Source organism: Bradyrhizobium sp. CCBAU 11361, from assembly GCF_028128935.1.
GTDB classification, from domain to species: Bacteria; Pseudomonadota; Alphaproteobacteria; order Rhizobiales; family Xanthobacteraceae; genus Bradyrhizobium; species Bradyrhizobium niftali.
The window spans coordinates 357,468-384,425 of record NZ_LBJZ01000199.1 but is presented as its reverse complement, the minus strand read 5'-3'; the positions used below and the strand labels follow the sequence as shown (position 1 = coordinate 384,425).

General features: G+C 65.4%; 24 protein-coding genes and 1 pseudogene. 8 read left to right on the top strand and 17 right to left on the bottom strand.

Annotation, left to right across the window (positions count from 1 at the left end; translation table 11 throughout):
- Nucleotides 1-2 precede the first annotated feature (2 nt).
- Nucleotides 3-725 carry an aquaporin Z gene (gene aqpZ, locus XI08_RS43340; RefSeq protein ID WP_271579106.1) on the bottom strand — a complete coding sequence of 241 codons (723 nt, stop codon included), beginning with the start codon at nucleotides 723-725 and terminating at the stop codon, nucleotides 3-5.
- A 261-nt stretch (nucleotides 726-986) separates the two neighbouring features.
- Between aqpZ and rpsU the strand changes: the two genes are divergently transcribed.
- Both rpsU and XI08_RS43330 read left to right on the top strand, forming a co-directional pair.
- Nucleotides 987-1,283 (top strand): 30S ribosomal protein S21, encoded by a 297-nt coding sequence (gene rpsU, locus XI08_RS43335; protein ID WP_027545547.1) that lies wholly within the window; start codon nucleotides 987-989, stop codon nucleotides 1,281-1,283.
- 216 nt (nucleotides 1,284-1,499) lie between these two features.
- Entirely contained in the window at nucleotides 1,500-2,150 is a 651-nt protein-coding gene (locus XI08_RS43330; RefSeq protein WP_271579105.1) for a tetratricopeptide repeat protein, read from the top strand.
- A gap of 116 nt (nucleotides 2,151-2,266) precedes the next feature.
- Here the strand turns inward: XI08_RS43330 and XI08_RS43325 are convergent, their stop codons facing one another.
- From XI08_RS43325 to XI08_RS43270, 12 genes are all read right to left on the bottom strand, one after another.
- Nucleotides 2,267-3,166, bottom strand: a complete 900-nt coding sequence (locus XI08_RS43325; protein ID WP_271579104.1) for a hypothetical protein — start codon at nucleotides 3,164-3,166, stop codon at nucleotides 2,267-2,269.
- Between the two features lie 93 nt (nucleotides 3,167-3,259).
- The gene (locus XI08_RS43320) at nucleotides 3,260-3,544 is read right to left on the bottom strand and encodes a cupin domain-containing protein (RefSeq protein WP_027545550.1); all 285 of its coding nucleotides are present in this window, start codon (nucleotides 3,542-3,544) and stop codon (nucleotides 3,260-3,262) included.
- Between the two features lie 23 nt (nucleotides 3,545-3,567).
- Nucleotides 3,568-4,665: a calcium:proton antiporter gene (locus XI08_RS43315; RefSeq protein WP_271579103.1), complete on the bottom strand. Its 1,098-nt coding sequence runs from the start codon at nucleotides 4,663-4,665 to the stop codon at nucleotides 3,568-3,570.
- A gap of 44 nt (nucleotides 4,666-4,709) precedes the next feature.
- Nucleotides 4,710-6,188: a sodium:proton antiporter gene (locus tag XI08_RS43310; protein WP_271579102.1), complete on the bottom strand. Its 1,479-nt coding sequence runs from the start codon at nucleotides 6,186-6,188 to the stop codon at nucleotides 4,710-4,712.
- Complete coding sequence (locus XI08_RS43305) at nucleotides 6,142-6,939, bottom strand: alpha/beta hydrolase (protein ID WP_271579101.1); 798 nt, start codon at nucleotides 6,937-6,939, stop codon at nucleotides 6,142-6,144. Before XI08_RS43305 ends, XI08_RS43310 begins: the two co-directional genes overlap by 47 nt.
- A gap of 22 nt (nucleotides 6,940-6,961) precedes the next feature.
- The gene (locus XI08_RS43300) at nucleotides 6,962-7,132 is read right to left on the bottom strand and encodes a hypothetical protein (protein ID WP_271579100.1); all 171 of its coding nucleotides are present in this window, start codon (nucleotides 7,130-7,132) and stop codon (nucleotides 6,962-6,964) included.
- A gap of 20 nt (nucleotides 7,133-7,152) precedes the next feature.
- Nucleotides 7,153-8,550 (bottom strand): NAD(P)(+) transhydrogenase (Re/Si-specific) subunit beta, encoded by a 1,398-nt coding sequence (locus tag XI08_RS43295; protein WP_271579099.1) that lies wholly within the window; start codon nucleotides 8,548-8,550, stop codon nucleotides 7,153-7,155.
- 39 nt (nucleotides 8,551-8,589) lie between these two features.
- Nucleotides 8,590-8,907: a proton-translocating transhydrogenase family protein gene (locus XI08_RS43290; protein ID WP_271579098.1), complete on the bottom strand. Its 318-nt coding sequence runs from the start codon at nucleotides 8,905-8,907 to the stop codon at nucleotides 8,590-8,592.
- Between the two features lie 11 nt (nucleotides 8,908-8,918).
- Complete coding sequence (locus XI08_RS43285) at nucleotides 8,919-10,046, bottom strand: Re/Si-specific NAD(P)(+) transhydrogenase subunit alpha (protein WP_271579097.1); 1,128 nt, start codon at nucleotides 10,044-10,046, stop codon at nucleotides 8,919-8,921.
- Nucleotides 10,047-10,183: 137 nt separating this feature from the next.
- Nucleotides 10,184-10,336, bottom strand: a complete 153-nt coding sequence (locus XI08_RS43280) for an aa3-type cytochrome c oxidase subunit IV (protein ID WP_008136857.1) — start codon at nucleotides 10,334-10,336, stop codon at nucleotides 10,184-10,186.
- Between the two features lie 140 nt (nucleotides 10,337-10,476).
- Nucleotides 10,477-13,446: a patatin-like phospholipase family protein gene (locus tag XI08_RS43275; protein WP_271579096.1), complete on the bottom strand. Its 2,970-nt coding sequence runs from the start codon at nucleotides 13,444-13,446 to the stop codon at nucleotides 10,477-10,479.
- A 72-nt stretch (nucleotides 13,447-13,518) separates the two neighbouring features.
- The gene (locus tag XI08_RS43270; protein ID WP_049823589.1) at nucleotides 13,519-14,217 is read right to left on the bottom strand and encodes a TetR/AcrR family transcriptional regulator; all 699 of its coding nucleotides are present in this window, start codon (nucleotides 14,215-14,217) and stop codon (nucleotides 13,519-13,521) included.
- A gap of 87 nt (nucleotides 14,218-14,304) precedes the next feature.
- Here XI08_RS43270 and XI08_RS43265 point away from each other — a divergent pair, with 87 nt between their 5' ends.
- On the top strand, nucleotides 14,305-15,087 hold the full coding sequence (locus XI08_RS43265; RefSeq protein WP_271579095.1) for a sterol desaturase family protein: 783 nt from the start codon (nucleotides 14,305-14,307) through the stop codon (nucleotides 15,085-15,087).
- A 19-nt stretch (nucleotides 15,088-15,106) separates the two neighbouring features.
- Here XI08_RS43265 and XI08_RS43260 read toward each other — a convergent pair whose 3' ends face one another.
- Nucleotides 15,107-17,089, bottom strand: coding sequence for a M3 family oligoendopeptidase (locus XI08_RS43260; RefSeq protein WP_271579094.1), 1,983 nt, complete (start codon nucleotides 17,087-17,089; stop codon nucleotides 15,107-15,109).
- A 127-nt stretch (nucleotides 17,090-17,216) separates the two neighbouring features.
- Between XI08_RS43260 and XI08_RS43255 the strand changes: the two genes are divergently transcribed.
- The 3 genes from XI08_RS43255 (at nucleotide 17,217) to XI08_RS43245 (ending at nucleotide 23,145) form a co-directional block, all read left to right on the top strand.
- The gene (locus tag XI08_RS43255) at nucleotides 17,217-18,716 is read left to right on the top strand and encodes a sigma-54-dependent transcriptional regulator (RefSeq protein WP_271579093.1); all 1,500 of its coding nucleotides are present in this window, start codon (nucleotides 17,217-17,219) and stop codon (nucleotides 18,714-18,716) included.
- A 347-nt stretch (nucleotides 18,717-19,063) separates the two neighbouring features.
- The gene (locus XI08_RS43250; RefSeq protein ID WP_271579092.1) at nucleotides 19,064-21,259 is read left to right on the top strand and encodes a L,D-transpeptidase family protein; all 2,196 of its coding nucleotides are present in this window, start codon (nucleotides 19,064-19,066) and stop codon (nucleotides 21,257-21,259) included.
- Nucleotides 21,260-21,543: 284 nt separating this feature from the next.
- A complete protein-coding gene (locus XI08_RS43245; protein ID WP_271579091.1) occupies nucleotides 21,544-23,145 on the top strand; it encodes a DUF882 domain-containing protein in 1,602 nt (533 codons plus the stop codon).
- Nucleotides 23,146-23,300: 155 nt separating this feature from the next.
- Here the strand turns inward: XI08_RS43245 and XI08_RS43240 are convergent.
- The 3 genes and pseudogenes from XI08_RS43240 to XI08_RS43230 form a co-directional block, all read right to left on the bottom strand.
- Nucleotides 23,301-23,719: pseudogene (locus XI08_RS43240) on the bottom strand (DUF1801 domain-containing protein).
- Nucleotides 23,720-23,904: 185 nt separating this feature from the next.
- Nucleotides 23,905-24,177 (bottom strand): DUF2312 domain-containing protein, encoded by a 273-nt coding sequence (locus tag XI08_RS43235; protein WP_008546273.1) that lies wholly within the window; start codon nucleotides 24,175-24,177, stop codon nucleotides 23,905-23,907.
- A 196-nt stretch (nucleotides 24,178-24,373) separates the two neighbouring features.
- On the bottom strand, nucleotides 24,374-24,679 hold the full coding sequence (locus XI08_RS43230) for a DUF1244 domain-containing protein (protein ID WP_027545565.1): 306 nt from the start codon (nucleotides 24,677-24,679) through the stop codon (nucleotides 24,374-24,376).
- 180 nt (nucleotides 24,680-24,859) lie between these two features.
- On the opposite strand from XI08_RS43230, the gene XI08_RS43225 reads away from it, so the two are divergent.
- Together XI08_RS43225 and pyk are read left to right on the top strand one after the other, a co-directional pair.
- Nucleotides 24,860-25,459 carry a DUF1036 domain-containing protein gene (locus tag XI08_RS43225; RefSeq protein WP_271579089.1) on the top strand — a complete coding sequence of 200 codons (600 nt, stop codon included), beginning with the start codon at nucleotides 24,860-24,862 and terminating at the stop codon, nucleotides 25,457-25,459.
- On the top strand, nucleotides 25,456-26,892 hold the full coding sequence (gene pyk / locus XI08_RS43220; RefSeq protein ID WP_271579088.1) for a pyruvate kinase: 1,437 nt from the start codon (nucleotides 25,456-25,458) through the stop codon (nucleotides 26,890-26,892). Before XI08_RS43225 ends, pyk begins: the two co-directional genes overlap by 4 nt.
- Nucleotides 26,893-26,958 lie beyond the last annotated feature (66 nt).

The window sequence follows — 26,958 nt, the reverse complement described above, 5'->3', positions numbered from 1 at the left end:
CTCTAGGCCGTCTTCACGCCTGCGACGACGCCGGCGGGCTCCTCGCTGAGCCAGCGATAGATCACCCCGCCGAGCGCGCCGCCGATCAGCGGCGCGACCCAGAACAGCCAGAGCTGCGCCAGCGCCCAACCGCCGACGAACAGCGCGGGGCCCGTGCTGCGCGCCGGGTTCACCGACGTGTTGGTGACGGGAATGCTGACGAGATGGATCATCACCAGCGCGAGCCCGATCGCGAGCGGCGCGAAGCCCGCGGGCGCGCGGCCGTGAGTTGCGCCCATGATGACGAACAGGAACATCATGGTCATCACCACCTCGGTGATGAAGCAGACCACCATGCTGTACTGGCCGGGCGAATGCGCGTCGTACCCGTTCGACGCGAAGCCCTTGGTGACGTCGAAGCCTGGGGCGCCGCTGGCGATGACGTAGAGCAGTTCGGCGGCAACGATCGCACCGCAGACCTGCGCGATCACGTAGGGCAGGATCTGGCCGGCCGGAAAGCGCCCGCCGGCGGCAAGGCCGACCGTGACAGCCGGATTGAGATGACAGCCCGAGATGTGACCGATCGCGTAGGCCATGGTGACGACGCTTAAGCCGAACGCCAGGGACACGCCGACCAGGCCGATTCCGACCTGCGGGAAGCCGGCCGCGATCACCGCGCTGCCACAACCTGCGAATGTGAGCCAGAAGGTGCCGATGGCCTCGGCAGCATATTTCTTCATATCCATGTGTCGTCCCCTGATTTCAAAGTTTCCGGAACGAAGCTCCGGTCGCAGCCCCGTCAAAGACGCCAAATCTCCCAAATCGGGGCCACACAGAGGTCTTTTCGCCTTATTTAATGGCTGAACTTGGCCCGAAACCCCGCTTGGCAGGTGGACATCCAGGGTTTTGTCTGATACATCCGCGCGCTCAAGGCTAAGGGCTTGTGCGTTTTGCCATCCCCTTTGGCTTACCAGAATTCAAATCCTGTCCACTGAAGAGGATGCCGCGTGCAGGTTCTCGTTCGCGATAACAATGTCGATCAAGCCCTCAAGGCGCTGAAGAAGAAGATGCAGCGCGAGGGTATTTTCCGCGAGATGAAGCTCCGCGGTCACTACGAAAAGCCCTCTGAGAAGAAGGCTCGCGAAAAGGCCGAAGCCGTGCGCCGCGCGCGCAAGCTGGCCCGCAAGAAGCTCCAGCGTGAAGGCCTGCTGCCGATGAAGCCGAAGCCGGTGTTCGGCGCTGGCCCCGGTGGTGAGCGCGGCGGCCGTGGCGGCCCGGGTGCAGGTCCGCGCGGACCGCGCTGATTTGCCGAGTTTTTAAGACCTCAGTTTTCGATAACGCGGGCCGCTGGCCCGCGTTATTGTTTGTGAGCGGTGCCTTTCTGGGAAGGGGCACTACCGATGCGGCGCTAAAGCGCGATGAGGTTGGTCATCGCGCTTTAGATTGTTGTTTGAGCATGATCTTTTCGGAAAACCGCGGCACACTTTTCCGGATCATGCTCTAGCGCGAGCGAACCGTAGATGGCCTCCCCTTTCCCCGAGCGTGGCTTGGCGCGACTGCGCCAGATCTGGCGGCAGCCGCTCGCGCTGGCCTTGATGGGGATCGCACTGTGCGGCTGCTCCTTCGATCTGGGATCGCTGATGCCGGAGAAGGAAAAGCCGCAGGAGGCGCCCAAGCCGGCGGTCGCCACGGAGAGCGCGGTCAGCCCCGGCAACGTCACTGAGGCCCAGGCCCGCACCGCAAAGGCCCAGACCCTGGCCAAGTCAGGCGAGACGGCAGCAGCGCTGGACGAATTCAATCGCGCGGTCGGGCTGGATCCCTACAACGCGCAGGCGCTCTATGGCCGCGCGTTGATCTATCAGGGCAATAACGAGCACAATTTCGCCATCGCCGATTTCACCGCCGCGAGCGGGCTCAACCCGCAAAAGGCCGAGCCGCTGCTCGGCCGCGCCATCAGCCATCTCGCCCTCGGCAAGATCAGGGAGGCTGCGGCCGATCTCGACGAGGCTTCCGAGGCCGATCCGCACAACGCCCAGGTCTGGACCGCGCGGGGGCAGGCCTATGAGCGGCTGGGCGACAAGGCCAAGGCGGCGGCCTCCTACACCAAGGCGGTCGCACTTCGTCCACGCGACGATGCCGCCCGCAGCGGCCTCGCCCGCGTCGGCGGCTGACAAGCAGCTATCGCTTCGGTTCTGACTGGATCAGACCCCGTGGGATCTCGGTTTGAGGGGTTTTCTTCACGCGGACCGGTGGTCCACTTCGCCCGAAAACGCTCTAAGCCACCACCCTAATCGGGGGTGGAGCTCTTCGGCAAGACGGAGTGGAACATCGACTTCATGCCAGACAGCATCTCGTCCGCGACGTTGGTCTTCTTCGGCCGGGGCATGGTTGCGCCGGCATCGGCACGCAGGTCGAGCGGCGGCGCGATCACCGGCACGGGAATGTCAGCCGGAGGCGTGATCCGGTTCGGGTCGTCATTGCCGACCGAGGCCGTGTAGGACGGCGACGAACCGCCATTGCCATACGCCTCGGTTGAGGGCGTGGACACCGTGATCGGCGGCGGCAGCGGACGGACCGCGGACGGCTCCGTCGTGACGACACGCGGGGCCTCGGGGACGCGGGTGGCTTCGCGAACCGCGGGCTCGGGGGTCCGCTCGACCGGCTTGGTCTCGGCGGCTTTGGCTTCGGCAGCCTTTTCGGCAGCCTTGCCCTCAGGCGACTTGCGAAGACGCTCGATGGCGGCACGCGCCAGATCGTTGGCGTCGGGGGTCGCAGCCGGGGACGCCGCGGCCGGCGCAGAATTGGCCTCCACCACCGGGGCGGTAGCTGCCGGGATCGACTTCGCGGCCGCCTTCTCGCGCGCCGGGGGGCGGCCATGCGAGGCGGTGTCGGCGGGAGCGACGTCCGCAGCCTTGGTCTCAGGCTTGTCGGCCGCAGCCTTCTCCGTCGCACTCTTCTCGGAAACGCTCTTTTCGGAGACGCCCTTGGCCTTGACGCCGGGCGCCGGCAGGTTGGCGACGTCGGCGGGCTTGCCGTTCTTGCCGGCCTCGGCAGGTGCCACCACGGCCGCAGGGGTATCGGCCGCCGGCTTGGCGTTGATGTAGTGGTTAACGATGTACGCCCCGATGATCGTCGCGAGCACCGAGGGGAAAATATCCATCGAGATTTTAGCGAGGTATTTCAGCATTTCTCGGCCACTCCCCGCGCGATCTGATGCGGGAACTTTGGGGCATTGTAAGGGATCAACTGCGACGGATCGATGGCAAACGGTAAGCCAGACTTACGGCTTCAGCTCGATCTCAAGGAACACGATCTCAGTTGAGGTTTCGTTAAGTACGTCGTGTTGGACGCCGGCCTTGCGAAAGTAGGATTTTCCGGCCGCAAGCTGCGCCTTGGAGCGCTCGCCGCCGGGTGCCACGATGGTCATTTCGGCGGCAACGACGGGAACAATCACATAGTCCATCCCGTGGGTGTGGTGCCCGGTCGCGCTGCCCGGGGCGAGCCGCCATTCGGTCACCCGGACCTCTTCGTTGTCGATCTGAACCTCGGACTTGGCGGCAAGCATCGGAAATCTCCTGGAGAATCGCTTCAGGGCACGAAAACCATGAACACGTAGACGGCAAATACCACCATATGGACCAGGCCGAACAGGACATTGGTCCTGCCCGTGCCGAAGGTCAGCATGCTCAAAAAGAAGGTCAGGAGCAAAAGGACGCTGCCCTGGCCGCTGAGGCCGAGCTCGAGCTCCTTGTCGAAGGCGTAGGTGGCGATGCCGACGGCCGGGATGGTGAGGCCGATGGTCGCGAGCGAGGAGCCCAGCGCCAGGTTGATGCTCTTCTGGAGATCGTTCTTGCGGGCCGCCGCGATGGCCGAGACACCTTCAGGCATCAGGATCAGGAGTGCGACCAGAAGCCCGGCGAAGGCCGGCGGCGCGCCGATCCTAGCGGCCACGGCATCGACCACGAGCGAGAACTTCTTGGCCAGCAGCACGACTGCCAGGAGCGAGACCAGGAGCAGCCCCACGGTGAGCGCAAGCGCCCCGACCGACAGGTGCGCCTCGCCGCCCTCGCCCTTCGCCCGTTCATGAACGAAGTAGTCCTTGTGCAGGACGGTCTGGGTGTAGAGAAACACCGCATAGAGCGCGAGCGTCACCACATCGACGAAGCCGAGCTGAACCGCCGAATAGACTGGGCCCGGCGTGGTGGTCGTGTAATTCGGCATGATCAGCGTGATGGTCGCGAGTGCGAAGAGGACGCTGAGATAGACGTTGGCCCCGGAGAGCTGAAACCCCTGCTCGCGATAGCGCAGGCCGCCGATAAAGATGCAGAGCCCGACGAGGCCGTTGCAGACGATCATGACGACGGCGAACACGGTGTCGCGCGCCAGTTCCGGCGCCGGCTTGTCGCCCAGCATGATCGTGGTGATCAGGGCCACCTCGATGATCGTCACCGAGAGCGTCAGCACCAGCGTGCCATAGGGCTCGCCAACCCGCTCGGCGATCACTTCGGCATGATGAACGGCGGCAAACACCGTGCCGAACAGGATGACCAGAAGGACGACGGCGAAGACGAGCCCGCCCAGCGAGAGCGTGAAGACGTAGCCCGTCGCACTGACGGCCGCGAACATCAGCACGGCCAGCGCCGGAAATATCCAGGCCGACCGGGGCATCGGATTATGCGCGCTCATCCACCGGCTCCAATTGTCAGCCGAGCAGTAGCAAGCCCGCAGATTCAATGCCAGTGCAGGAACGGCGCGACCGGCAGCACGGTCAGCAGCAGGAACAGCGGGATCAGCACGGCGCCGGCGCGCAGGAAATAGCCGAAAAAGCTCGGCATCTCGACGCCGTTCTCGCTGGCGATGCTGGCGACCATGAAGTTCGGCGCATTGCCGATATAGGTGAGCGCCCCCATGTAGACCGCGCCCATGGAGATGGAGGCGAGCGTGCCCGAGAGCGTATGCATCAGCACCTGCGGGTCGCCGCCGGCGAGCTCGAAGAACAGCAGGTAGGTCGGCGCATTGTCGAGGAACGCCGACATCATGCCCGTGAACCAGAAATAGGCGACCTCGCGCGGCGTTCCGTCCGGTGCCGTGACGGCGGACAAAAGCCAGGCGAAGGCGCCGTGATGCCCGGCATCGAGCATGGCAATGACCGGGATGATGGCGACAAAGATGCCCGCGAACAGCTTTGCGACTTCGCGGATCGGCTCCCAGGTGAAGCCGTTGGCCAGCCTGTGCTCCTCCGGCGTCAGCCACACCGACAGGGCGGCAATGGCGAGCAGCGCGACATTGCGGGCGATGTCTTCCAGCTCCAGCTTCGTTCCGAGAATGTCGAAGGCTATGCCGGGCTTCCACATCGCGGAGGCCAGCAGGCTCGCGACGATGGCGGCGATCAGCACGAGGTTGATGAGGCCGCGAATCCGCAGCGGCTTCGCGGGGCCGGCGTCTCCCCGCACCGGCTCGCTACGGAAGCGCCAGACGTCGATGACGACGAAGATCGCCAGCAACAATCCGGCAACGATCGCCGTCTGCAGCCAGATGGTCCGGGTGGTCCAGAAGAAGTCGACGCCGTGCAGGAAGCCGACGAACAGCGGGGGATCGCCGAGCGGGCTCAGCGCACCGCCGACATTGGCGACCAGGATGATGAAGAAGACCACGACGTGGGCGTTGTGGCGCCGCGGCCGGTTGGCGCGGATCAGCGGACGGATCAGGATCATGGCGGCACCCGTGGTGCCGACGATGCTCGCCATGAGCGTGCCGAGCGCGAGGATGCCGGTATTGGCCGACGGCGTAGGCCTGATGTCGCCCGTGATGAGAATGCCCCCGGCCACGACATAGAGCGAGAACAGCAGCACGATGAAGCCGAGATATTCGGCAAGCATGGCATGGACCAGTGCGGCCAGCGTCGCCATGCCTCCTGCGAGCCAGACCAGCGAGCCGAGCGCCAGCAGCGACCAGGCCGCGGCGATCTTGCCGTAATGATGGTGCCAGAATTTTGCAAACAGCAGCGGCCCGAGCGCGATCGACAGCAGGAGGCCGGCAAAGGGCAGCGCATAGGGCCAGCGCATCGCCGCGCCGTCGAGCCCTGCCGCCGCCCATGCGGGCTGCGGCAACATCGCCAGGATCGCGGCGGCGGGCACGCCGCCGCGCAGCGTCACGAGCCGTCTAGGAAGCAATGAAGCGCTTTGCTGTTTCGATCGCACCGAAAGCATCAAGGTTGTCGTGTCCGCCGCCCGCCAAGCGAACGAACTGCTTCGGTTCATGCGCGAGCGCGAACAGACGCTCTCCGAACCCGATCGGAATGGCAAGGTCATTGGTGCCATGCATCACCAATAGCGGCACCGTGACGCGCGCAATCCGCTCGTCGGAGCGAAACTGATCGCGCATCAGGAGGCGAACGGGAGCGAAGCGGTACAGCGAGGCGGCGACATCGACCGCCGACGTGTATGGCGCCTCCAGGATCAGTTTGCGGACCGGATGTTCGGAGGCGATGGCGACCGCAACGCCCGTTCCGAGCGAAAAGCCCCAGACGACGATTCGTTCCGCCGCGTAGCGCGCCGTGGTGAAGGCGTAAGCCGCTGCCGCATCGCGCAGCAGACCCTCCTCGCTCGGCGCGCCGGAGGAGCCGGCATAGCCGCGATAGGACAGCGCGACGAGGCCGGTGCCGTCTGCCGTCATCGCCTTGAAGCGGCTCACACAGCCTGCGAGAGAATCACCATTACCAGGGAAATACAGGATCACGGGGCGGCCGGGCCTGGCCGGCACGTGCCAGACGATGACCTTCTCGCCATCGGACGTGGTCAGGACATGCTCTTCCGCCTCGGGCAGGCCTGCGGCATCCGGAGCGGTGCGACCGACGGGCGGGATCGGAAACAGCATCTCGCGCTGCCGGACATACAGCACGACGAGACCGGCGCAATAGACGGCCGCGAGCAGGATGGCGATCCACTTGACTATGGTCATGATGATGCGGCCGGTCTCCGGCTCAGGGCTTGCGCCGGCTCCGCAGCAATTTCATGACGTCGAGCCGGATGCTCGCGGGGACGTCGCGGCAGCCGCACGCCGCCGCATGCGCGGCGTGCCATTTGACGCGCTGCCCGCGCGTCGCTTTGGGCGGCATGCGATGGGACCGGTGCCATTCCTTGTTGATGGCCACGGTCCCACTTCCTTCGCGCGCTACATCGCCTTGACGATGTTCTCGGTGACCTTCTTGGCGTCGCCGAGCAGCATCATGGTGTTGTCGCGATAGAACAGCGGATTGTCGATGCCGGCATAGCCCGAGGCGAGCGAGCGCTTGATGAACATCACGGTGCCGGCCTTCCAGACCTGGAGCACCGGCATGCCGTAGATCGGCGAGGTCTTGTCCTCTTCCGCGGCCGGGTTGGTGACGTCGTTGGCGCCGATCACGAAGGCGATGTCGGCCTGCGCGAATTCGGAGTTGATGTCCTCGAGCTCGAACACCTCGTCATAAGGCACGTTGGCTTCGGCCAGCAGCACGTTCATGTGGCCGGGCATGCGACCGGCGACGGGGTGAATGGCGTACTTCACCTCGACGCCTTCCTTCTTCAGCATGTCGGCCATTTCGCGCAGCGCGTGCTGGGCCTGCGCCACCGCCATGCCGTAGCCCGGCACGATGATGACCTTGGAGGCGTTCTTCATGATGAAGGCGGCATCGTCCGCCGAGCCGAGCTTGGCGGGCTTCTGCTCGCCTGTCGCCCCGCCGGCCGCGGCGGTCTCGCCGCCGAAGCCGCCGAGGATGACCGAGATGAAGGACCGGTTCATCGCGTGACACATGATGTAGGACAGGATCGCGCCCGAGGAGCCGACCAGCGCGCCGGTGATGATCAGCGCGGAGTTGCCGAGGGTGAAGCCGATGCCGGCCGCGGCCCAGCCGGAGTAGGAATTCAGCATCGAGATCACGACCGGCATGTCGGCGCCGCCGATCGGGATGATCATGAGCACGCCGAGCGCCAGCGCCAGGATGACGATCATCCAGAAGTCGAACGCGCTGCCGGTCAGGACGAGACCGACGATGAAGAACACCAGCGCCACGGCGAGCGCGATGTTGATGATGTGGCGGAACGGCAGGATGATCGGTGCGCCGCTCATCCGCGCGGACAGCTTGAGGAACGCGATCACCGAACCGGTGAAGGTCAGCGCGCCGATGGCGACGCCGAGCGACATCTCGACCAGGCTCTGCGCATGGATGTTGCCGGGCGTGCCGATGTCGAAGGCCTCGGGCGCGTAGAACGCGCCGGCGGCGACCAGCACCGCGGCCATGCCGACCAGCGAGTGGAAGGCGGCGACCAGTTCCGGCATCGAGGTCATCGGCACGCGGCGCGCGATGACCGCGCCGATGGCGCCGCCGATGGCGATGCCGACGATGACGAGCACCCAGGCCAGGCCATCGGCCGGCGGATGGTTGGCGAGCGTGGTGGCGACCGCGATCGCCATGCCGATCATGCCGAACAAATTGCCCTGGCGCGAAGAGGCCGGGCTCGACAATCCCCGCAGCGATAGGATGAACAGCACCCCCGCCACGAGATACAAGAATGCAGAGAGATTGGCGTTCATCTCAGGTCCCCATTGATCCCTTCAGCCCGAGGTGGCCGCTTACTTCGACTTCTTCTTGTACATCGCCAGCATGCGCTGGGTGACAAGGAAGCCGCCAAAAATGTTCACGCAGGCGAAGACCAGCGCCACGAAGCCGAAGGCGCGTGCCCAGCCCGAGCCGCTCGAGACGTTCGCGACGCCGCCGGCGAGCAGCGCGCCGACCACGATCACCGAGGAGATCGCGTTGGTCACGCTCATCAGCGGCGTATGCAGCGCCGGCGTCACCGACCACACCACGAAATAGCCGACGAAGACGGCGAGGACGAAGATCGACAGCCGGAAGACGAAGGGGTCGACGACCTGTGCTGCATGCTCCATGGCGGTTCTCCTTAGACCTTCGGCTGGAAGTTCGGGTGGATGACGGCGCCGTCCCTGGTCAGCGCGGTGGCCTTGACCAGTTCGTCGTCCCAGTTCACGGCAAGGGCCTTGCTGCCCTTGTCGACCATGGTCTCGATGAAATTGAACAGGTTGCGCGCATAGAGGCTGGAGGCGGATGCCGCGACGCGGCCGGCCACGTTGGTGTAGCCGACGATCTTGATGCCATCGAGGTCGACGACCTCGCCCGGCTTCGCGCCCTCGACATTGCCGCCGCGCTCGACCGCGAGATCGACCAGCACCGAGCCGGGCTTCATCGACTTGACCATCTCGCCCGAGACGAGCTTGGGCGCCGGCCGGCCCGGAATCAGCGCCGTGGTGATCACGATGTCCTGCTTCTTGATGTGCTCGGCAGTGAGCGCGGCCTGCTTGGCCTGGTACTCTTTCGACATTTCCTTGGCGTAGCCGCCGGCGGTCTGCGCGTTCTTGAACTCCTCGTCCTCGACGGCGAGGAATTTTGCGCCGAGCGATTCGACCTGCTCTTTCGTCGCGGGCCGCACGTCGGTCGCGGTGACGATGGCGCCGAGACGGCGCGCGGTCGCGATCGCCTGAAGACCGGCGACGCCGACGCCCATCACGAACACCTTGGCGGCGGGCACGGTGCCGGCCGCGGTCATCATCATCGGGAAGGCGCGGCCGAAGGCTTCGGCGCCCTCGATCACGGCACGGTAGCCGGCGAGGTTGGCCTGCGAGGACAGCACGTCCATCACCTGCGCGCGCGTGATGCGCGGCATCAATTCCATCGCGAAGGCGGAAACGCCGGCATCGGCCATCGCCTTCAGCGCGGCATCGTTACCGTAGGGATCCATGATGGCGATGACGAGCGCCCCACGCTTGTACTGCGCAAGCTCCGACGCCTCGGGGCGCTTCACCTTGATGATGATGTCGGCGTCCTTCAACGCATCGGCGCTGACGGTGGCGCCGACCGCGGTGAACTCGGAATCCGGCAGCCCTGATTTGAGGCCGGCGCCCGGCTCGACGGCGATCTCGGCGCCGAGCGCTTTGAACTTCTTCACCGTATCAGGCGAAGCGGCAACGCGCGGCTCCGACGGATCGATTTCCTTGGCAACGGCGATCTTCATAGGCCCTCCGGCGACGCGGGAAAAAGCGCGCACGCGAACTTAGCGTTACTCCCGCAACGTTGGATACCGGTTTTCAATCCGGCTTGAATGCAAATTTTATGGGCACCGACGACGCTGGCGGTGCGGCAGTCGATGGATCAGGTGAGGAAGATCGCCATCAGGATCACGATGAGCGCGACCGAGGCCGTGCCGTATTTCACCAGCTTGATGAAGCCCTCATAGGTCTGCTCGTGGGCAACGTAGTCGTTGCCGTCGGCAGTGGTGTACGCCACTTCGCTATGGTCAGCCATGGATTGTCCCCAGTCGAAAGTCGAATTCCCGGCTGGCAATAGCGCAAACCGCCGGGCAGGGCAACGGCAGGCAGGCGCGGTTTTCCCGCAAATCAGGTCATTTGGAATTCCGATTGCCGGGAATCCGGCTCTGGCGCCGCTCAGCCCTGGTCGATCATCGTGGTGGCGGCGCTCGCGGTCGGTCGCCGGGGTTCCGGAAGACCGAGCGCCTCGCGGACCGCGTCGATCGCCTTCTCGCCCGCCTCGGTAAATCGCGCCATGCGCGGATTCGTGCCGGGACCGACCGCGACGGAATGGTCGCCGGCCAGGAAACCATGGGTCATGTGGAACCCCAATGCACGATAGACCTCGAACTGCTCCTCCGAGAAGAACTGATCGCCGGTGGTCTCGTGGGGGAAGGTGTCGTTACGCCGCGCGTAGTCGAGGATGTAGTCGTTCTCGTCGCGGGAGAGCGAGGACTTGATATAGACGAGATAGCCCTTGTCATCGCCGCCATAGTCGATGATGCCGATCGCCACGTGAACATGGTCCTTCGCGGCCTCGTCCGATGTATCGGGGGATGCTTGTGCGGACTTCCCGGCATTCTCCGCCATGATGGCGCGCGTGCGGTCGCGGATCGGCGTCCAGGGCAGATCGATCCGGACGCCGAGGTCGATGCGCGCATAGCGCTGGAGCTTCATCAGCGAGGAGAAATTCATCGGCGCGTCGGCTTCCGCGTCGACCGCGACGATCACCTTGCAGCGCCGGCGGAGCAGCTCGTAGACGCCGAGATTTTCGATGTGGCCGCCGTCGGTGAGATAGACGCCGTCACTGTTCTCGTAGAGACGGCCCGAGATTTCCGACCACAGGAACAGCGGCGTGGAGCGGCGCTGCGGCCGGGCGGTGGCCCCGACATAGCGCGGGTTGCTCAGCCAGTAGCCCAGCCGCACGTTCAACAGCGCCAGCGTCGGCGTCAGCGCCCTGATCGAGTTCGAGCCCATGTTTGACGACGCCGCCGCCCCCGAGATCGCCATGGCGGTGGCGAGGTCGAGGCTTTGCTCCAGACGCTCGACCGCCGGGGTCCTGGCGTAGCGCGTCGCCTCGCTGCCGACATAGAGCGGCGAGAAGACGAAGAAGTCCGCATTGCGACCGCGCCGGTTGGCGAAGTCCGACCCCTGGATGTTGAGCGCCGTGTTGATGAGATGATAGGGCGCCCGCAGCTTCGGCGCGGCCGGCCCATCGTTCGTCGTGGCGCCATCGTCGGCGACCACGAAGAGCTCGCTCAACTTCATGCGATCGAGCGGCTTGAGATCGCGCCCCTGGTCGAGGCTCGCCTCGGCGCGGGCGATATTGCCGTCTGCCGAGCGGCCGGGGTCGAACAGGAAAGCCTTGCTCAGCCGATCGCGGTACAGGCGATGCAGCGAATTGGCATTCGGCGTCAGCGACCAGGAGATCGCAAACAGCAACATGCCGACGAGCGTATACAGGATCACCACGGGCAGGCTGTGCGCGTAGCCGGAGCCTCGATCCGTCCAATCGAATTGTCTTGCGACATTGCCCGCGGCAAATACGAGCCAGGCCGGAACGTGGGATACCGGCGTCAACCAGTCCGTCGCCGCCGTCGTTACGGCGGGCCTTGGCGTGATCTCGGCCGTGAAGGTGCTGGCAGCAGCGTCAAACTCGATCTTGCCCGACAGGTTTCCCGACACGGGCACGGTCGATTTGTTGGCGGCGAGACAGCCTTTCTGCGCAATCGCGGTCAGGGGCGCCTGACATTTTTCGATCGGATCGTTGGCGATGCCCCAATAGGACAGATAGAGATAGGCGACCCAGATGATCAGCGGCAGCGCCAATCCAGCGATCCACAGCGCGATCTTGGCGATGATCGCGAGCACCAGCGAGCCCCATTGCGAAGAAACGCTGTTGCCCTTCAGGAATTCGGCGAACTGCTGCCTGAAGGCAGTGACGAATACGCCGATCGGCGCGGCAATTGCGGCGAGCGATTTGATCCAGGTGACGGCGACGCCGCCGACCGGCCCGCCGATCGTGTTGCTGTCGACGACATCGAACATCTGCGACAGCATGAAGGGCTGGAACTCGAAGAACGCGATCACGGCAAGCAGCACCAGGAAGGTCGCGCCGGCGGTCGGCCAATGCGAGCGAAACTCCTGGCGTTTCTCGGGACTTGCAAACGACTGCTTGAGCGCCCAGCCGAAGAACAGGGCGACGCCGATGATCGCCGTTGCCAGCGTCAGCGCGAAATTCCTGATCTGAAGGATGCGGGCGAAGTCGCACGCGATGCCGAGCAGGAACGCGATGCCCGCGGCATAGGTCAGGAAGACGGTTGGGCCGATGCCCCGCTCCGCCCGTGAGCGCAGATAGGCAATTCCGCCGCAGGCAAGCAGCGCCAGCGCGACGATCGCGCCGATCGAGGTGAAGCCGAAACGGTCCGCGATCCAGCCGAAATGGTGCAGCTCGCATTGCGGCGAAGCGCCGTCGGCAAGATCGACACCGAAGAAGTTCGCGACGGTCAGGCAGCTCCGGAGCGGCGTCGACCAGATGGTGACGGCGGCGAGCAGCAGCACGGCCGGCAGCGTCAACCCGATATTGGCGATCAGGCCGCGCGCCACGATTGCAATCCCGGTCAGGAGATCGCGGAAGCCGGCCGGAACCAGGTAGTTGGAATAATTCCTGATGTGCCCGACCGAGGGCGTATCGCTGATCTCGCTGGCGGTCACGGTGTCCCCGGCCGGCCGCTCGCCGAATACGAAACGCCCTGTCACCGTCATGGTCGTGCTGAGCGAGGTGCCGATGTAGCCGCCGCCCGATACGGTGGAGAGATAATCGATCCGCCTGATCAGATCGTGGTGGTTCAGCGCCTGGAGCACGCCGAGACACATGGCCGAGGAGCGGATGCCGCCGCCGGACAAGGCGAGCCCGACGACGTCGAGCATCTGGCAGGCGACGATGCCGTCGGGGTCGAGCTGCCGGGCTTCTTCGCGGCGCGTGTTGATGGCCTCGATCTCGTCGCGAACGATCTGCTGATGCTTCTCGCACCAGGGCGTTTCCTCCTCGAAGGCTGCCGCGTTCCGCGCCGCTCCAGGTCGCGGGACCTGTCCCTGATCCGGCATGCGAGCCTCCCCCGAGCAATAAAAGGCAATCGGCAATCAGCGGTTGAAAAAGTCAATCAAGTATCTACAGGATTAGTCTTGCCTCTGGTTCGAACGTTCAATGCCGGCGAGCAGGATCTCGAGGCCGGTCTCAAACGTCGCGTCAAAATGCGCAGGCTGAAAATACGGCGCAGCGGCCGCAAGATGCTTGAAGTTCGCGGCGATGGTTTCGTCCGGGACCGGTTCGGCCGAGGAAGGACCGCGGGCGTAGCCCGCCGTCTCATCAAGCGCCGCACCCGTGAGGTAATAGCCGAGTTCCCGGAAATAGATGGCCGCCTCGCGGTCGGAAAAGCCGGCGTCGCGCAGGATGCCGATGATGCCGTCGATATAGGCGACACCGGCAGCCGTGTTGAGCCGATGCACCGCGAAGAACGGGAAGAACGCAGGGTGCTTCAGCGCCATGGCGCGGAAGCCGTGGGCGGCTCGGCGCAGGCGCTCGCGCCAGTCCCATTGCGGCTCCATCGCAACCTGCGCCTCCGCAAGCATCAGGTCTACAAGCGCATCCATCAGGTGCGCCTTGCTCGGGAAGTGATGATAGATGCTCATGGCCTCGCAGCCGAGCTCCTCGCCGAGCCTGCGCGTCGAGAATTGGGCCAACCCGTCGCGATCGACCAGCGCCATCGCGACGGCCGCAATCCGCTCGCGCGACAGTCCCCGGCCCCCGTGGCCCGCGGCGCGACGCTTGCGCGGCGCAGGCGGAGCTTTCCGGCGCGCTTTGGCTTTCTTGATCATGACATCCGAATCGAACCCGCTTGCAACCTTACACCGAAAGGCTGTATTGTGAAGTATGGCTTACACTGTAAGGTTGGAGCTGAGGCGATGTCTGCGATTGACCTGTTCAGCCTGCTGGTGCCGGTGACCTATCTCGTGATGCTCGGAATCGAGCGTCTGATCCCGGCGCGGCAATTCCCGGATATTCCCTATTGGCGGCTCAGGGGCTTCTGCTTCCTGACCGTGCAGGGCCTGCTTGCTACGTTGACCCCATTACTGATCCCGGAAGCCTGGCTGGAGCGGCACAGGCTGATGGACCTCACCGGCCTTGGCGTCGCCGGCGGCGCGGTGCTCGGTTATGCCGTGCTCTCGCTCGTCAATTACGGCTGGCACCGCAGCGCCCACACCTTTCCCCTGATGTGGCGACTATTCCACCAGATCCATCACAGCCCGCAGCGCATGGACATGTCGGGCGCGGCGCTGTTCCATCCGCTGGAGACGATCGCATTCTTTGCGATCGCATCCGTGGTCACGACGCTGGTGCTCGGGCTCGATCCGGTCGCAGCCGCCGCGACCGGCTACATCGCCGCCTTCTACGGGTACTTCCAGCATATGAATGTGCGCACGCCGCAATGGCTCGGCTTCATCATCCAGCGGCCGGAGGCGCATTGCATCCATCACCAGCGTGACGTGCACGCCTTCAACTATGGCGACCTGCCGATCTGGGACATGCTGCTCGGCACCTTTCGCAATCCCGCGAGCTTCGAGGGCGCGGTCGGCTTCGACAAGCCGGCGACCGACCGGTTTGGCGCGATGCTCGCCTTCGCCGACGTGAACGAACCTGCGGCCGGGCAGAATAGCCTCGGCCGCAGGGCCAACCCGACCAACTAGCGGGAAGCGTCCGCGCCGCTCAGCCCATCGCCTCCAGCTCGTCGATCATGCCGGCGATGACCGAGAGGCCGCCGTCCCAGAATTTGGGATCCTTGGCATCGAGCCCGAACGGCCGCAGCAGCTCGGAGTAATGCTTGGTGCCGCCGGCGGCGAGCATGTCGAGATAGCGCTCGGCAAAGCCCTCGGCCGCGTTCTCGTAGACCGCGTAGAGCGAGTTCACGAGGCAGTCGCCGAAGGCATAGGCATAAACGTAGAACGGCGAATGGATGAAGTGCGGGATGTACATCCAGTAGTTCTCGTAGCCGGCCTTGATCTCGATCGCCGGCCCCAGGCTCTCGCCCTGTACCGACAGCCAGATCTCGCCGAGCCGCGTCGCGGTGAGCTCGCCGTTCTTGCGCTCGGTGTGGACCGCGCGCTCGAAGGAATAGAAGGCGATCTGCCGGACCACGGTGTTGATCATGTCCTCCACCTTGCCGGCGAGCAGCGCCTGGCGCTGCTTGGCGCTCCTGGTCTGTGCCAGGAGCCGCCTGAAGGTGAGCATCTCGCCGAACACGCTCGCGGTCTCCGCGAGCGTCAGCGGCGTCGGCGCCATCAGCGCGCCGTTCTTGGCCGCCAGCACCTGATGCACGCCATGGCCGAGCTCATGGGCGAGCGTCATCACGTCGCGCGGCTTGCCCTGGTAGTTCATCAGCACATAGGGGTGCGCCGACGGCGTGGTGGGATGCGAGAACGCGCCCGGCGCCTTGCCCGGACGCACCGGCGCGTCGATCCAGCGGTCGGTGAAGAAGCGCTCGGCGATGTCGGCCATTTTGGGCGAGAAGCCACGATAGGCCGTCAGCACCATGTTGCGGGCATCGGGCCAGCCGATGACGTCGGTCGCCGCAAACGGCAACGGCGCGTTGCGGTCCCAATAGGCCAGCCGCTTCTTGCCGAACCACTTCGCCTTCAGTGCGTAATAGCGATGCGACAGCCTTGGATAGGCCGCGCGCACCGAGGCGACCAGCGCATCCACCACCTCGCGCTCGACGCGGTTGTTGAGGTGGCGGGAATCCGCGACATCCTTGAAGCCGCGCCAGCGGTCGGAGATGTCCTTGTCCTTGGCCAGCGTGTTGGTGATCAGTGCGAAGGTGCGCTCATTGGCCTTGAAGGTCTTCGCCAGCGCCTCTGCCGCGCTCTTGCGCTTGGCGCCGTCGCGGTCCTGCAACAAATTGAGCGTCGGCTCGATCGCGAGCTCCTTAGGCCCGACCTTGAAGCGCAGGCTGGAGATGGTCTGGTCGAACAGCCGGTTGAAGGCGGAATAGCCGGTCTGCGCCTTCTCCAGGAAAAGCTGCTCGAGCTTGTCGTCGAGCTGATAGGGCTTCTCCTTGCGCAGATCCTCGATCCAGGGGCGGTAATACGCCAGCTCCGGCGCCTGCATCGCGCGGGTCAACAAATCGTCATCGACACGGTTGAGCTCGAGCGCGAAGAACAGAAGATGGGTGGACGCCGCCGTCAGCCGCTCGGAGACATCGCCGTAAAACTTTGAAATCTTGGGATCAACGCTGTCGCCGGCATGGACGAGGCCGGCATAGGAGCCGAGACGGCCGGCGAGATCGTCGATCGCCTCATAGCGTCGCACCGCCTCGGCGAGCCATTTTCCGCCATCTTCGTTTGCTGTCCCTGTCGCGAGCTTGCCCTTGTAGTCGGTCGCGAACGCGACGCAATCGGCATCCATCCTTTCGAGATCGCGCGCCACTTCCGGCGCGTCGATCCCGGAATAGAGATCGGCGAGGTTCCATTCAGGAAGCCTGCCGGCCTTGCTCGCAGGCTTGGCGGGTGAAGACTTGGCAAGTGACGACTTGGCGAGTGAAGACTTGGCGAGTGAAGACTTGGCGAGTGAAGATTTGGAGGGCTTTGCCTTGAGGATGGATTTCTTGGCGGCGGATTTCCTGGTGCTCGGCTTGCGGAGAGCGGGTTTGCTGGGAGCGGGCTTCTTCAAGGCAGATTTGGAGCGCGAAGTCATTCTGTGGGAAACCTGTGTTCAACAAGCGCGACGGCGGGCGGGGGCATCAAGGTTTAAGAGTGCGTTAATCGGCTTCGGCCAGAGTGCCCCGATTCGAGACAGATAGTAGTAGCGTGCGGGGAACACCATGGCTGCCAGTATTTTGATCGCCGACGACGACGCTGTAGCCCGCCGGCTGATCGAGAACATGGTGCAGAAATGCGGCTATGAGACGGTCGTCGTGGACTCCGGCGACGCCGCGATCGCCGCCCTCACCGCCCCCGATGCACCTGCTATCGACGGCGTCATCCTCGATCTCGTGATGCCCGGCCTCGACGGCATGGGCGTGCTGGCGAAGATCCGCGAAGCCGGCCTCAGCGTGCCCGTCATCGTGCAGACCGCCCATGGCGGCATCGACAACGTGATCTCGGCGATGCGTGCAGGTGCTGCCGATTTCGTGGTCAAGCCGGTCGGCATGGAGCGGCTCCAGGTCTCGCTTCGCAACGCGCTCAACGCCTCCGCGCTCAAGGGCGAATTGCAGCGCATCCGTCACAGCCGCGAGGGCCGGCTGACCTTCTCCGACATCATCACCCGCGCGGAAGCAATGGCGGGCGTCATGCGCACCGCGCAGAAGGCGGCGAACTCCTCGATCCCCGTGCTGATCGAGGGCGAGTCCGGCGTCGGCAAGGAGATGTTCGCACGCGCCATCCATGGCAGCGGCGAGCGCAAGGCCAAGCCGTTCGTCGCGGTCAATTGCGGCGCGATCCCCGACAACCTCGTCGAGTCCATCCTGTTCGGCCATGAGAAGGGCGCCTTCACCGGCGCCACCGAACGCCACACCGGCAAGTTCGTCGAGGCCCATGGCGGCACCCTGTTTCTGGACGAGGTCAGCGAGCTGCCGCTGGCTGCACAGGTCAAGCTGCTCCGCGCGCTGCAGGAGGGCGCGGTCGAGGCCGTCGGCGGCCGCAAGCCCGTGAAGGTCGACGTCCGCATCATCTCGGCAACCAACCGCAGGCTGCTGGAACGGGTGAAGCAGGGCCATTTCCGCGAAGACCTGTTCTATCGCCTGCACGTGCTGCCGCTGACGATCCCCTCGCTGCGGACCCGGCGCGAGGACATCCCGCATCTGCTCCGGCATTTCCTGGCGCGCTTTGCCGCCGAGGAGAACCGCCACATCACCGGCATCAGCGGCGAGGCCGTGGCGCACCTCGCCCAGCTCGACTGGCCCGGCAACATCCGCCAGCTCGAAAACGCGGTCTACCGCGCGGTGGTGATGAGCGAGGGCGACCGGCTTGACCTTGCCGACTTCCCCCTGCTCACCTCGCAGCCGCATCCCGCGACCGACATTCCGACCGCGCCGCTGATGCTCGAGCCGATCGCGGCGCCTTCGGTCGTGTCGTCGGGTAGCGAAATACCGATTGCACCGCTTCCCTCGGTGGGAACTCTTCCCATGCTCACCGCGACCGGCGACGTCCGCCCGCTGGAGGACATGGAGAACGAGATCATCCGCTTCGCGATCTCGCATTATCGCGGGCAGATGTCCGAGGTCGCCCGCCGCCTCAAAATCGGTCGGTCCACGCTCTACCGAAAACTCGACGAGGCCGGGGTTCCCGGACATGGCGGGAAAAGCGGTGAGGAGACGCACTGAGCCTGATGCGAACGGAGGTTCGCGCGACGGCACGGTGACGCTGTAAGCCGTTCGCATGACGACAGAATTCGACTGCGATTTGAACCGTGACCTGGAAGTGACAGACAGAGGGAAAAGCGTGTGGCCAAGGCCCACAATCCGTTGCCAAGAGGCTCCCTTGAAGTCAGTTTGTCGTGAGTTGTCCCGGGTAGCGCTGGCTGCAAAACCGGGGCCTGTATATCGTCTGCGTATGAATCGTCGCGTGCAGGCGTGCAACTTTCGAGAGGCCGGCGCGGTTTAGCCGAAGCTCAATTAGGCGATAACAAAGCTGTTCCACGAGGGACAGTTCACCCGAGGGGTGCGACACAATGCGTGACTGTTTGAACCACCGTGCAGGCTTCGACCGTGTCTTGATGACGGTCGCGGCAACCTTCCTCACGGTGTCGGCCAGCTCAGCCCTGGCGCAGGATCAGGTGCGCAGCAGCGCCGCCGAGCTGGCGATCGAAGCCGCGATCCCGCGTCCCGAGCCCGCCAACGTCCCGCCCCCGACCGCGTCCGACATCAAGCTCGACACCACCGCCACGGTCCAGGATTCCGCGAAGGAGCCGGCCAAGGAAGCTGCGAAGGCCGAAGCCGCACCTGCGCCCGATAAGGTCGGGACCAAGCCTGCCGACGTCGCCACCACGCCCGCCAGCGAGGCGCCGAAGAGCGAGACGGCCAAGACCGAGCCGGCCAAGGCCGATACTGCGACGGCCCCCGCCGCCGCAGCGACTCCGGCCGAGCCGCCAAAGGACGTCGCAAAGGAGCAGCCGGCCTCCGAGCCCGTGAAGGCCGCGAGCGCCGTTCCCGCCGCCGACCAGCCGGTCGCGGACAAGCTCAAGGACATCATCGGCGCCAAGACCTCGCGCCATTTCGACCGGAAGAACGAGCGCGCCGCCATCGAGAAGTTCTACGGTGCGCGCGACTTCGCCCCGGTCTGGACCCAGGGCGGCAGCCTGACCGCCGCGGCCAAGGGCGTGATCGCGCGGCTGAAGGATGCGGCCTCCGACGGCCTCAATCCGGCCGACTATCCGGTGCCGGATTTCGCCGCCGCCACGAACCCCGATGCGCTCGCCGACGCCGAGCTCAAGCTCACCGCCAGCATGTTCGACTATGCGCGCCAGGCGCAGAGCGGCCGCATGCACTGGTCGCAGGTCAGCGCCGACATCCTCTATCCCGAGCACCCGGTCGACCCGAGCGAGGTGCTCACCAAGGTCACGACCGCGGCTGACGCCTCCGCGGCGCTCGACAGCTACAACCCGCCGCAGAAGCTCTACAAGGAACTGAAGGCCAAGCTCGCGGAGCTCCGCGGCCAGGGCAACGGCCCGGTGATCGAGGTCGCCGACGGTCCGGCGCTGAAATATACCCCCGCCGGCAAGAAGCAGGCTGAGGTCGTCGTTGAGGATCCGCGCGTGCCGCAGCTCCGCGCCAAGCTCGGCATCACCGAGAATGCCAGCGACACCCGCTATGACGCCACGGTCGCCGAAGCCGTGCGAAAATTCCAGAACAGCGCCGAGCTCAAGGCGACCGGCGTCCTCGACGACAAGACGGTCAAGGCGATCAACACGCCGAAGCGTGACAGGCAGATCGACACGGTATTGGTGAACATGGAGCGCTGGCGCTGGCTGCCGCGCGACCTCGGCGTGCCCTCGCTGGGCGATGCCTATGTCATCCTCAACATTCCCGACTACACGCTGAAGGTGATGCAGCGCGGCCAGCAGGTCTGGACCACCCGCGTCGTCACCGGCAAGCCGGGCCAGCACGCGACGCCCCTGCTCACCGAAACGATGAAGTACATCACGGTCAACCCGACCTGGAACGTGCCGCCGTCGATCGTCTACAACGAATACCTGCCGGCGCTTCAGCAGGACCCGACCGTGCTTCAGCGCATGGGCCTCAAGCTCGAGCAGAACCGCGACGGTTCGGTGCACATCTCGCAGCCGCCCGGTGAAGCCAACGCGCTCGGCCGCATCCGCTTCAACTTCCCGAACAAGTTCCTGGTCTATCAGCACGACACGCCGGACAAGAACCTGTTCGCCCGGGACGAGCGCGCCTTCAGCCACGGCTGCATGCGCGTGCAGAACCCGGATCAGTACGCCTCCGTGCTGCTCAACATCGCCATGCCGAACGAGAAGTACACGCCGGAGCGCGTGCGCAGCATGTACGGCAAGAGCGAGATCGACCTGAAATTCCCGACGCCGATCCCGGTCAACATCACCTACCAGACCGCGTTCGTGGACGATGGCGGCAAGCTGCAATTCCGCAAGGACGTCTATGGCCGCGACGCGACCATGATCAACATCCTGAAGAACGGCCGCGGCAAGGACCTCGAGAACATCGTCGCCCACTCCCAGCCGAGCTATTCGCGCCCGGCGACGACGCTGCCCTCGGGCGTGGCGGTGGCCAACAATGGCGGCGGCTTCGGCTCGTCCGGTCCGAACTTCTTCGAGCGGCTGTTCGGGGCCCCGACCCCGCCGCCGGCTCCGGTCGGCCGCCGGCCGCCGCAGCGGGTGTTCACCCGCTGAGCCTGGTCCGGCCGCTTGTTTCCTAAAATTATGCAATGAAATCAGCGACCCCGTCCCCTGGATGGGGTCGCTTAACGTTAACCACTCCCCCACCTGGCCTCCGGCAGCGGGCGTTTTTTTGCCACACTCAACCGGTTAGGTTTGTATTCTGACTTGGTTTGGGCGCGGGAAGGTCAACCTCGAATTAACCTTCTCGCTTTAAGAAAGCGTTCATCCTCTTTCGCGCGCTAACGGGGTTGGCGGGAGAGTCCATTTGAACGCTCGTCGACTGGGTGGGCTCATACGTGCTGTCTGGACTCGCACGCCAATTCGCTGTGCTGTCGTCGTCCCATGCGGGAGTGAAGGCCGGATCCCGGATCGGCCTCGCTGCCGTGTGGCTGCTTGCTGCCGCGGGTTCGGTCCATAACGCCGCCGCGCTGAACGAGACCAAGACGCTCTCCTTCCACCACACCCATTCCGGCGAAGACCTCACCGTTACCTTCAAGCGCGACGGCCGCTACGACGAGGCGTCGCTGAAGCAGCTCAACCACTTCCTCCGCGACTGGCGCACCCAGGACGAGACGGTCATGGACCGTCACCTGTTCGACATCCTCTGGGAAGTCTATCGCGACGTCGACGGCAAGCAGCCGATCCAGATCATCTCCTCCTACCGCTCCCCCGCCACCAACGCGATGCTCCGCCGCCGCTCCTCCGGCGTGGCGCGCTTCAGCCAGCACATGCTGGGGCATGCGATGGACTTCTACATTCCGGGCGTGCCGCTGGAGCAGATCCGCTTCGCCGGCCTGCGCCTCCAGCGCGGCGGCGTCGGCTTCTACCCGACCTCCGGCTCGCCCTTCGTGCATCTGGATACCGGAAGCATCCGGCACTGGCCGCGCATGACGCATGACCAGCTCGCCCGCGTGTTCCCGGACGGAAAGACGGTACATCTGCCGACCGACGGCACGCCGCTGAGGGGCTATGAGCTCGCCAAGGCCGAGATCGAGCGCCGCGGCAACGGTGACGATTCCGGCAGCAAGCCGAACTTCTTCGCCGCCCTGTTCAAGAGCAAGTCGGCCCCGCCCGCCGCCACCAGCGACGAGGATGACGAGGGCGCACCTGCCCCGGCCGCCAAGCCCGTGGCGCCCACCGTGGTCGCCGCCGCGGCCAAGCCGGCCGATCCGGTGCCGACACCGCGCGCCAAGCCGCAGATCGCCGCTACGCTCCAGCTCGCCTCGGCCGATGCGCAGATCGTTGCGCCACCCAAGCCGAAGCCCGTGGCCGACAAGCCGGCCGCCGGCAAGCCTGAAACCCCGGCTGACATCATCAATGCCCGCGGCTTCTGGGACATCCCGGCTACGCCGCAGCAGGCGACACCGGCGCAGGTCGCCGCGTTGAAGGCCCGCCAGGCGCTTGCGGCCGCGACCGATCCGCAGCCGACCGCGAGCGTCTCCAACGCAGCCTATCAGGCGCTGGCCTATGCGCCGGCCGCCGCCTCCCCGGTCGACCGCGCCAACGTCGTCGCCGCCTCCGCACCGATCCCGCGCTCCGCCCGTCCCGCCGCCGCGTCGCGCAACCTCGCTCAGGCAACCGAGATCAACACGGTGGTCGGCAAGAGCGTCGACGGCATGGTCGCAACCGCGACTCGGCTCTCCGCAGCCAAAGGTGAGAGCATCTGGCTCAAGATCGTCATGCTGTCGCCGAGCGCCAGCCGCGCGATGTCGGTGACGCTGATGGGCGAGCTCGATATGGCCGCGATGCGCGGCTATTTCGTCAAGCCGCAGGCCGTGATCGCGATGGGCTTCACCGACGATCCGATGCAGGGCCTGTCCTGCGACAGCTTCTCGGGCGCCGCAACCGCGAAGCTCGAGACGACCTCCTTCGTCATGCGCACGGCGGCGTTGCGCTGAGGCCGATAACCTCCGTCGCTTCCAGGAATTCAGTCTCGTAGCCCGGATGGAGCGCAGCGCAATCCGGGAACGGTGCCGTGTGGCGAGACATCCCGGATTTCGCTGCGCTGCATCCGGGCTACAGTCACCTCCTGGCTTTCGCCAGGACGACGACGCTATTTCCGACCCCGCCGGTCCAGATGATAGCGCAGCGCCGCGACAGGCAGATCGACAGCGGCTGCTTTGGCAGCGCGCCGGATACGGGCAACAGCAATGCCCTCGTCTGCCGGTATTCGAACTGATCGGGAAAGCGCTCGCGGAACGTGTCGACCAAGGTCGTCTTGCAGTTGAACAGAATGGCCGGCTGCTCGGCGCCCTTCACGCGCCCGAGCCGAATCGTAGAGCCGCTGCCGGTCTCATCGGTCAGGTAAGCGGGCTCGCCCCATTTCAGCGTCTCGGTGAGCCGGCCGACGTCGTCATGCGCCGCAGCGGTCGCGAAGATCAGCGCACGCACCTGAAGCAGCCGCTTGCCGATCGACGCCGGAAGAGCGTCGAAGGCGCAGCTCACCTCACGCGGCAGCGGCGGCGCGGTCACGACGGTCTCCCTCGATGGACCCACAACACCGGTGTCGTCCTGGCAAAAACCAGGACCCATACCGCGGAATCTATCGGTGTCGCGCGCTACCGATCGCGCACGACGATAATGCAACTGCCGGCCTTCGCAACAACCACATCCTGTGGCGATGGGTCCTGGCTTTCGCCAGGACGACAGCACAGGCCTTAGATCATCCCCAGCGCCTGCATGTAGGTCTCGAGAATGGTCTCGGCCTCGGCGCGCTCGTTGGGGTCCTGCTTGCGCAGGCGCACGATGGTACGCAGCGCCTTGACGTCGTAGCCATTGCCCTTGCTCTCGGCATAGACGTCGCGGATGTCGTCGGAGATCGCCTTCTTCTCTTCCTCCAGCCGCTCAATGCGCTCGATGATGGATTTGAGCTGGTCCTTGGCAAATTTCGTCGCGGGCTCGTCGTCGCGGACGGCGGCGGAGGTGGCCATCTTGGTACTCCCAATGGAACTGGCAAAACGAGGTGACGCCGGCATCCCTCACCGCGCGTGCTGGAAGACCCTTAGGGTTGGTGCCCCCCGCGTTCAAGCAAGCATCACGCTCGTCCACAGCGCGCCCACACCTTCGTGCGGCTGCTCGAAGAAAGCTGTTGTGTGGTGCGACTCAGCCGATGCGCGCCGGCGCCGTTCAGTGCCCGTGAGGATGGACCTTCTTCATGGCCTCGAGCTGCTCCGGCGTGGCCCTGCCCTGGTATTTCGATTTCCAGGTCTCATAGGGCATGCCGTAGACAGCCTCCCGGCTCTCGTCCTTGCTCAGGGCGACGCCTTGGGCGTCGGCGGCGTCCTTGAGCCAGTTGGACAGGCAGTTGCGGCAGAAGCCGGCCAGATTCATCAGGTCGATATTCTGGACGTCCGTCCGCGTCTTCAAATGATCGACCAGGCGCCGGAAAGCGGCCGCTTCGAGCTCCGTTCTGGTTTTGTCGTCGATTGCCATAGCTGAATTCCTTACGCTCCGACCCGGCTCTGACCCCGATGGCGGTTACCCTTACGGAATCAGGTGGGGTCCTGTCACAGATTTTGCCACATCGCGGCGCAAACGGGCGCAAGCCCGGCTTTGGGGCAGTTCCCCGCCTCTACGCCAAATCGTCAATGATCTGATATAGCTTCCGCGACAATGATCGCCGAATCTCCCCGCGCTCCCCTTCGCCTGCTCGCCCGGTTGGTCCCGGTGCTGGCGATTGCCGTGCTGTGTCTCTGGACCAGCCCGGCCTCCGCCGATTTCCGCCTGTGCAACAACACCTCGAGCCGGGTCGGCATTGCGCTCGGCTACAAGGACGCCGAGGGCTGGACCACCGAGGGCTGGTGGAACATCTCCTCCCGCTCCTGCGAGACCCTGCTGCGCGGAACGCTGGTCGCCCGCTACTATTACATCTACGCGATCGACTACGACCGCGGCGGCGAATGGTCGGGCCAGGCCTTCATGTGCTCGCGCGACAAGGAATTCACGATCCGCGGCACCGAGGATTGCCTCGCGCGCGGCTACGACCGGACCGGCTATTTCGAGGTCGACACCGGCGAGCAGCGCGCCTGGACGGTTCAGCTCACCGACGCCAACGAGCAGCCGTCACAGCAGCAGCGCGTACCCGGCCTGCCGGGCCCTGTCGGCCCGGGTGGTGGCGTTCCGGGTTTGCCCAATAGTCCGCCCGGTGGTACGCCCCCCGCCGCGCCTGGCCTTCCGCCAGCCCCCTCGCCACCGTCTGGAAATAAGCCATGAGGCGTCTTCGCCGTATCAAGATTCTCGCGACCCTGGGACCTGCCTCTTCGGACCTCGCGATGATCCGCCGCCTGTTCGAGGCCGGCGCCGACCTGTTCCGCATCAACATGAGCCACACCCCGCATGACAAGATGCGGGAGCTGGTGGCGACGATCCGCAATGTCGAGAGCAGCTACGGCCGGCCGATCGGCATCCTGGTCGATCTCCAGGGCCCGAAGCTCAGGCTCGGCGCCTTCGCGGAAGGCGCGGTCCAGCTCCAGAACGGCCAGATCTTCACGCTCGATTCCGACAAGACGCCGGGCGATGCCACGCGCGTCAATCTCCCGCATCCGGAGATCCTGGCTGCGCTCAGGCCCGGCCATGCGCTGCTGCTGGATGACGGCAAGGTACGGCTGATCGCCGAGGAGACCTCCAAAGAGCACGCGGTGACGCGCGTCGTGGTCGGCGGCAAGATGTCCGACCGCAAGGGCGTCAGCCTGCCCGACACCGACCTGCCGGTCTCGGCGATGACGCCGAAGGACCGCGCCGACCTCGAGGCGGCGCTGGTCACCGGCGTCGATTGGATCGCGCTGTCCTTCGTGCAGCGCGCCGACGACGTGATCGAGGCCAAGAAGATGATCCGCGGCCGCGCCGCCGTCATGGCCAAGATCGAGAAGCCGCAGGCGATCGACCGCCTCGCCGACATCATCGAGGCCTCCGACGCGCTGATGGTGGCGCGCGGCGACCTCGGCGTCGAGCTGCCGCTGGAGCGCGTGCCGAGCCTCCAGAAGCAGATGACGCGCATGGCGCGCCGCGCCGGCAAGCCAGTGGTGATCGCAACCCAGATGCTGGAATCGATGATCCAGTCGCCGGTGCCGACACGCGCCGAGGTCTCGGACGTCGCCACCGCCGTCTATGAAGGCGCCGACGCCATCATGCTGTCGGCGGAATCGGCGGCCGGCAAATTCCCGGTCGAGGCGGTCTCGACCATGAACCGCATCGGCGAAGAGGTCGAGCGCGACCCGATTTATCGTTCCGTGCTCACCGCGCAGCGCCCCGCGCCGGAATCCACTGCCGGCGACGCCATCGCGGACGCCGCGCGCCAGATCGCCGAGACGCTCGACCTGCCGGCCCTGATCTGCTGGACCAGCTCGGGCTCGACCGCGGTGCGCGTCGCGCGCGAGCGACCGAAGCCGCCGATCGTGGCGATCACGCCCAACATCGCGGCCGGACGCCGGCTGGCGGTAGTCTGGGGCGTGCATTGCGTGGTGGCGGAAGACGCGCGCGACCAGGACGACATGGTGAGCCGCGCCGGCCAGATCGCGTTCCGGGACGGCTTCGTCCGCGCCGGCCAGCGCGTGATCATCGTCGCTGGCGTGCCGCTCGGCATCCCCGGCACCACCAACATGGTGCGCATCGCCTCGGTCGGCCCCGAGGGCGGCGCGGATATCTAGGTCCGCGGGCGTTCGGCAAACAAAAACGTCGAAAACAACCCCATGCACAGTAGCCGGCCGGTCCGG